Origin of the sequence: Flexivirga caeni (genome assembly GCF_003724155.1) — a bacterium.
Taxonomy (GTDB): Bacteria; Actinomycetota; Actinomycetes; order Actinomycetales; family Dermatophilaceae; genus Flexivirga; species Flexivirga caeni.
Genome location: NZ_RJJQ01000009.1, coordinates 1 through 7,068, shown reverse-complemented (window position 1 = coordinate 7,068; position 7,068 = coordinate 1). Strand labels below are relative to the sequence as shown.

The following is a 7,068-nucleotide window of genomic DNA, read 5'->3' as shown; positions in this document are numbered from 1 at the left end:
GCCCGGTCACATCCCGAACCCGGAAGCTAAGCCCTTCAGCGCCGATGGTACTGCACTCGGTAGGGTGTGGGAGAGTAGGACACCGCCGAACAAACATTACGAAGTGGCCTCGCCCGGCAACGGGCGGGGCCACTTCTTTATGCCCCTGTTCATCGATGCTTCCGCGGTGGTCCAGTAGACACCCAGGCTGGGCTCACCGACTGTTAGGCCAGGCGTGCTTAGGATTGTGCCTGTTCGTGGCTTTCGGAGAGCAGAGGGAGATCGGTGAGCAGCGAGTGGTTGCGCACGCCGAAGATGCTGCGTGGTTCGTTCAACCCGTACGGGGGTGAGCAGGCGCGCCAGCACGCGGCGGTGCCGTGGCGGGAACAAGTCGCCCGCTGGGTTGGCCGACTCTTTTTCTTCGCCGCGGTCTGGTCTCTGATCGGTGTCCCCCTGCACGGCAACATCGTCGTGGAGATGGTCGACGACCTGCTCGGCCTGGTGAACGTGCCGGCGGAGCCCAGCCTCTTCATCGTCTGTCTGCTCTTCGTCTTGTCGGGCGCCATCCGCCGGCGGCTGCGGTTCGCCCATGGTGTCGTCGTCATTCTGATGGTGCTCAGTGTCCTGAGTGCGTTGCTGCTCTTCCTGGGTGCAATGTTTCGCCAGGACATCTTCGAAGACTCACGTCTGCGGTTAAGGGGCTTTGCCCGCGGCTATCACGCGTTCTTGACAAGTGTGCCGATGACGGCGATCGCCTTCGTCATCGGGCTTGTGACGCTGGTGGCAGTCATCATGAGCCGGAGCGCGTTCCCTGCGCGGCTCGCGGTCGGGAGCAAGCGTGCTGCCAGCGCAGTGCTCGTCGCGGGCCTGGCGATCTCGTTCGTCATCACGCTCGCGTTCACGTCGGCGATGCCGGGCAACTTGCGCGGAACTCATGAGATCGTTCGCTTCTCTGTGCGGTCGGTCTTCGGACTTGCCTCCGACCCGTCCACCCCCGGCCTGAACGGGCACGGTGGTCACCCTTGGATTTACGGCCTGGCCGGCATCATGTCGACCATCGCGTTGCTGCTCGCCAGCCTGATCTTCCTGCGTTCCGGTCGTGGCGGTCAGTTCCAGACCGCCGACGAGGAGCTTGCCGTGCGCCGGCTGCTGTTGCTCTACGGCGAGAACGACTCACTGGGCTATTTCGCAACCCGCCGCGACAAGAGCGTCGTGTTCGCGGCCGACGGCCAGGCCGCGGTCACCTATCGCAACGAAGGCAGCGTGAGCGTTGCCAGCGCCGATCCGGTGGGCAGGCGGGCGTCGTGGCAGCCCGCCATACAGGCATGGCTCGAGCAGTGCCGGGCACACGGCCTCTACCCCGCGGTGCTGTCCAGTTCCGAGCAGGGCACTCAGGAGTATGTCGAGGCCGGTCTGCGTGCATTTGCGCTCGGCGACGAGGCGATCATCGATGTCGAGTCGTTCTCGCTGCGCGGGCGTTCGATGCGCCCGGTACGTCAGGCGGTGACCCGGCTGACCCGTGCGGGCTACACCACGCAGGTGCGGCGGCACTCCGAGGTCGCGCCCGAAGAGATGGCGCAGATCGCGCGGCTCGCCGAGGAGTGGCGCGGTGAGGAGACCGAACGCGGGTTCTCGATGGCGCTCAACCGGCTCGGTGACCCCGCGGATGGTCGGTGCGTGATCATCACTGCACACGATCCGTCGGGAACGATCCGTGGATTCTTGTCCTTCGTCCCGTGGGGGGTGCGTGGCGCGTCGCTCGACCTGATGCGACGCGACCGCGACGCGGAGAACGGCCTGAACGAATTCCTCGTATCGCAGTTGATCGCGGCCGGGCCCGAGCACGGTATACGGCGGATCTCCTTGAACTTCGCGGTGTTCCGCGAGGTCTTCAGCAGCGCCGACCAGGTCGGCGCCGGCCCGATCACCCGGCTCAACGACGCGGCGCTGGGCTTCGCCTCACGCTTCTTCCAGCTGGAGACGCTCTACCGGTCGAACGACAAGTACAAGCCGGTCTGGGTGCCGCGGCTGCTCTGCTATGACCCCGCACTCACCGTCCCTCGTGCCGGGCTCGCGATGGGCATCGCCGAGGGCTTCGTGCCGATGATGGGCCCGCGCGTACTCACCGGCCCGCGGCCGTCCGACGTGCAGCCGCCGCGTCCCGAAGCCTGGTTCGTCGACCGCGTGCGTCAGCAAGAGGACGCGCTGCTGCTGCCGGCGCCGCCCCCGGTGCGGCTCTCCGAGCAGCAACAGGTGCGGCGCGGGAAACTGGAAGTCCTCGACGAGGCGGGAGTCGATGCCTACCCGGTCGCCGTCGCGCGGACCGACCGTGTCTGCAACGTCGTGGCGGAGTACCGCGACCTCCCCGCGGATCGCTGCACGGACCGGGTCGTATCCGTGGCCGGGCGCGTGCGTGCACTGCGCGACCTCGGTGGCGTGAGTTTCGCGGTGCTCGATGACGACGACCACCGGATTCAGATCATGGTGACTGCGTCGGACTCGCCGGAGGCGGCGCGAGAACTGTGGTGCAAAACGGTGGACCTCGGAGATCTGGTCAGTGTGACCGGTCCGGTCGCGACCTCACGCAACGGCGAGTTGTCGGTGCTGCTCACCAGCTGGCAGATGGCCGCCAAGTGCCTGCGGCCGGTCCCGCACCTGCACGGCCGGCTCGGCGACGATGCGCGCGCACGCAACCGGTCCCTGGAACTCATGCTGGATCCGGCGGCGCGCAAGGTGCTGCTGCAGCGTTCGGCGGCGATCGGCGAGATCCGGTCGGTGCTCGGCGACCACGGCTTCCTCGAGGTCGAGACCCCGACGCTGCAACCGGTGCATGGCGGTGCGACCGCCCGGCCGTTCAAGACCTACATCAACGCGTACAACATGGAGCTCTATCTGCGCATCGCACCAGAGCTCTACCTCAAACGGCTCGCAGTCGGCGGCATGCAGCGGATCTTCGAGATGAGCCGCAACTTCCGCAACGAGGGCGCGGACGCGACGCACAACCCGGAGTTCACCTCCCTGGAGGCGTATGCCGCGTACGGCGACTACAACTCCATGCGGGAGCTGACGCACGAGCTGATCATTCGTGTCGCCACCCGGACACATGGGCGTCCTATCGCGTTGCGGCCCAATGGTTCCGGCGGGTATGACGAGGTCGACCTGACCGCGCCGTGGCGGGTCATCACGATCCACGGCGCCGTGTCCGAGGCGGTCGGTGTGCCGGTCACGACCGAGACTTCCCGGGACGAACTGGTCGACCTGTGCGAGCAACACGACATTCCGGTCCGTGCCGAGCAGACGGCCGGCAAGCTTGTCATGGAGCTCTATGAAGCGCTGGTCGAGAAGCAGACGACATACCCGACGTTCTACTGCGACTTCCCCGTTGAAGTTTCGCCGCTCGCGCGCCGGCACCGAACCAACCCGAAGCTGACCGAGCAGTGGGACCTGGTGGCATTCGGCGCCGAACTCGGCACCGCCTACAGCGAACTCACCGACCCGGTGGACCAGCGGCAGCGCTTCACCCAGCAGTCGCTCGCGGCGGCCGCGGGTGACGTCGAGGCCATGCAACTCGACGAGGCGTTCCTGTCGGCACTGGAATATGCCATGCCGCCTACCGGCGGACTCGGCATCGGCGTCGACCGGTTGGTGATGCTGCTCACCGGGCAGAGCATCAAGGCGACCCTAACGTTCCCGTTCGTGCGCCCGCAGGATTGAACCGCCCGCTGCCTCAGCCGATTTCGGGCTGACTCGACCAGGGGAAGTCGATCCACTGGTCGGTGCGCTTCCAGACGTATTCGCACTTCACCACGGAGCGGGACTTCTCGTAGATGACCGCGCATCGCGTCTCTTTGACGTGACCCTCGCAGAAGGTGCGGACCAGATCGAGGGTGCCACCGGTGTCGGCGACATCGTCGATGACCAGCACGGTTGCACCGGACAGGTCGACCGGCTGCGGCACCGGCGGAAGCATCACCGGCATGGGCAGGCGCTCGTCGACTCCCGTATAGAACTCCACGTTGAGCACGTGGACGTTCTTCATGCCGAGTGCATAACTGATCGCGCCCGCCGGGATCAGGCCGCCGCGGGCGATCGAGATGATCAGGTCCGGCCGGTATCCCGAGTCGTGGATCTGTTGGGCGAGCTCGCGGCTCGCACTGCCGAATACGTCCCAGGTGAGCACTTCGCGCTGCGCGGTCATGGAAGTATTCAACTCCATCGGGATCGGGCGGGGTCAGTAGTCTTGCAGGATGACGGATGCGGGCGAGGGCGCCATATGACGACTCCCGGTCCGCGCTGCGATGCCGAGATCCCGGGCTACCTTCGGACACTCGGCATTCCGGGTCTGGCGGACATCCACGTGCACTTTCTCCCGGAACCGATGCTGCGCAAGGTGTGGGCCTACTTCGACCAGGCCGAACAGCACTACGGCACGCCGTGGCCGATCACCTACCGTTTCGACGAACGGACCCGGCTGCACCTGCTGCGCGACTTCGGGCTCCGTGCCATCCCGGCACTCGCCTACCCGCACAAGGCAGGCATGGCGCGCTGGCTCAACGACTGGTGTCGCGACTTCGCCGCCCGGGTGCCGGACGGTGTCCACTGCGGAACGCTCTATCCCGAGCCGGACGTGGCGGAGTATGTCGCCGAGGCGCTCGCCGACGGCGCGCAGCTGTTCAAGGTGCACGTGCAGGTGGGCAGGTTCGCACCGGACGACGAGCTGCTCGACCCCGCCTGGTCGCTGCTGTGCGATACGGAAGTGCCCATCGTCATACACGCTGGATCTGCTCCGATTGCAGGGGAGTTCACCGGTTCGGAAGGCATCGCGCGAGTGCTGGAGAGGCATCCGCGCCTCACCCTGGTGATTGCCCACGCCGGTATGCCGGAGTACCACGAGTTCGCTGACCTCGCGGAACACTACGACAATGTTCATCTCGACACGACGATGATCGCGACCGACTTCACCAATGGATTCGCGCCGTTGCCGGGCGGGTACCCCGCGCGGCTCGTGGACCTGCGCGAACGGGTTGTGCTCGGGTCGGACTTCCCGAACATCCCCTACCCGTATGCCGAGCAGCTCAGCGCGTTGGCCGGGCTCGATCTCGGTGACGACTGGATGCGGGATGTGCTGTGGCACAATGGATCCCGCCTGCTCCGGGTGCGCGACTGACGCGCGGGGTCAGTCTCCGCGCAACTGTGTGACGAGCTCGTCGCGGTCGGTGACGGGTGCGGTGCAGACGAAACCCCGGCAGACGTATGCCGCGGCGCGTCCGTCGACCAGCGACCGCCCGGCCAGGAGCGGGCTCCGCGTCGAGTCCGGCTCGCCATACACGATGACGGCACCGGCCGACGGCGTCCCCCACGCGGCACGAGTCAGGCCGCGTGCGGCGCGACCGTCCCCGACCACCGCGATCTGCAGCGGCCCGGCGAGCGCTGCTTCAGCCGTGGCGAGTGTCCACCCGGCGAATCGCGGTGCCTGCGTGGCGATTTCGCCCATTGCGGACAGCGCATCGATGGCGCGGTCGCGGAAGCTGGTCTCTCCGGTGAGTGCGCTCACCATCAGCAGTGCTCCGGCGAGGCTTGAGGTGCCGGAGGGTTCGGCGTTGTCGCCTGCACCACGCGGCGTGAAGAAGAGCCGCTCCCCGTCCGAGGCGGCGTCCTGGAATCCGCCGGACGGCCCGGCGAAGATCTGCGCGGCCGTGGTGAGCAGTTCGCGCCCGTGTGTCAGGTAGCGCTCATCGCCGGTTGCCTGGTGCAGGACGAGCAGGGCTTCGGCGAAGTTGCCGTAGTCGTCGGCGACACCTGGTGCACCGCTCACGGTGCCGTCGAGGGAACTGCGTCGCAGACGTCCGTCGACGAGGTGGCTGCCGAGGATGAATTCTGCGGATTTCGTTGCGGAGTCGAGCCATTCGGGCACGGCCAGGATCATTGATGCTTCCACGAGAGCACTGATCGCCAGGCCGTTCCAGGACGTCACGACCTTCCCGTCGCGGGCCGGTTGTGGTCGCTGCGCGCGCGTCGCAAGCAGGGTCGCGCGGGCACTCGACCACCAGGTCTCGTCGTCCGGGTCGCGGTGCAGGCTGAGGGTGGATCTGCCGTCCTCGAAGTTGTCGGCGGCCGCCACGCCGAGTAGCTCGCCTGCACGTGCGCCGTCCGGGCCCCCGAGGGCCGTCTGCAGTTCGTCGGGGCGCCAGACGTAGGTGGCACCTTCGACGCCGCCGGTGTCCGCGTCGAGCGAGCTGGCGAACCCACCGTGGAGGGTGCCGAGGTCGCGGATGATGAATTCTGCTGTCTCCGTGGCGATTCGGGCCGCGAGAGGACTGTGGCTGACTCGCCACAGATGTGCGTAGACGCGCAGCAGCTGGGCGTTGTCGTAGAGCATCTTTTCGAAGTGGGGGACTGTCCAGGTCGCGTCGACGCTGTAACGCGCGAACCCGCCGGCGAGTTGGTCGTAGATGCCGCCGCGCGCCATCGCCTCGCAGGTGTGCTCGACCATCCGCAGGGCTTCGTCGTCTCCGGTGCGAGTGTGATGGCGCAGCAGGAACTCCAGGACCATGGCAGGCGGGAACTTCGGAGCGCCGCCGAAGCCGCCATGCGCCTCGTCATACGACCGACCCAGCGTTGTCACCGCCGTGCGGGTCGCTTCATCGGTGATGGCGACCGGAGCGCCCCGCTCGGCCGCGGCGGCGAGCTGCCGGGTGACGTTCTCCCCGGACGCGAGGACCTGGTCGTGCTGGTTCTCCCAGGCGTGCCGGGAAGCCGAAAGGAGTTGCAGGAACTGGGCTTTCGGCAGGTAGGTGCCAGCGAAGAACGGCTTGCCGTCGGGTGTCAGCAGGCACGTCATCGGCCAGCCGCCATTGCCGGTCATGGCAGTGGTCGCCGTCATGTATGCCGCGTCGATGTCCGGCCGCTCCTCCCGGTCCACCTTGATCGCGATGAAGCCGGCGTTGACGACCGCCGCGACGTCGGGATCCTCGAACGACTGGTGCGCCATGACGTGGCACCAGTGACAGGCGGCATACCCGACGGACAGCAGGATCGGGACGTCTCGCCGTGCCGCCTCGTCAAGCGCTTCGGGTCCCCACTCCCACC

Annotated in this window: 4 protein-coding genes and 1 rRNA gene; 3 read left to right on the top strand and 2 right to left on the bottom strand. The window is 67.1% G+C overall.

Translation table 11 applies throughout. The features are described from left to right. Window positions 1-91, top strand: a 5S ribosomal RNA gene (gene rrf / locus EFY87_RS10075); the annotation flags it as partial. Between the two features lie 173 nt (window positions 92-264). After that, window positions 265-3,693: a bifunctional lysylphosphatidylglycerol synthetase/lysine--tRNA ligase LysX gene (gene lysX, locus EFY87_RS10070; RefSeq protein WP_245988577.1), complete on the top strand. Its 3,429-nt coding sequence runs from the start codon at window positions 265-267 to the stop codon at window positions 3,691-3,693. A 13-nt stretch (window positions 3,694-3,706) separates the two neighbouring features. Here the strand turns inward: lysX and EFY87_RS10065 are convergent, their stop codons facing one another. Further along, a complete protein-coding gene (locus EFY87_RS10065; RefSeq protein ID WP_123271363.1) occupies window positions 3,707-4,177 on the bottom strand; it encodes a phosphoribosyltransferase in 471 nt (156 codons plus the stop codon). A gap of 75 nt (window positions 4,178-4,252) precedes the next feature. Here EFY87_RS10065 and EFY87_RS10060 point away from each other — a divergent pair, with 75 nt between their 5' ends. Then, on the top strand, window positions 4,253-5,146 hold the full coding sequence (locus EFY87_RS10060) for an amidohydrolase family protein (protein ID WP_123271362.1): 894 nt from the start codon (window positions 4,253-4,255) through the stop codon (window positions 5,144-5,146). Between the two features lie 9 nt (window positions 5,147-5,155). Here the strand turns inward: EFY87_RS10060 and EFY87_RS10055 are convergent. Continuing rightward, the coding region (locus tag EFY87_RS10055; RefSeq protein ID WP_148043303.1) for a thioredoxin domain-containing protein at window positions 5,156-7,068 on the bottom strand (1,913 nt) is incomplete at its 5' end.

What these genes read in the sequence shown, in the direction of transcription:
- EFY87_RS10065 (WP_123271363.1), bottom strand. Translation starts at nt 4,177, where the DNA reads ATGACCGCGCAGCGCGAAGTGCTCACCTGGGACGTATTCGGCAGTGCG.
- EFY87_RS10060 (WP_123271362.1), top strand. Translation starts at nt 4,253, where the DNA reads ATGACGACTCCCGGTCCGCGCTGCGATGCCGAGATCCCGGGCTACCTT.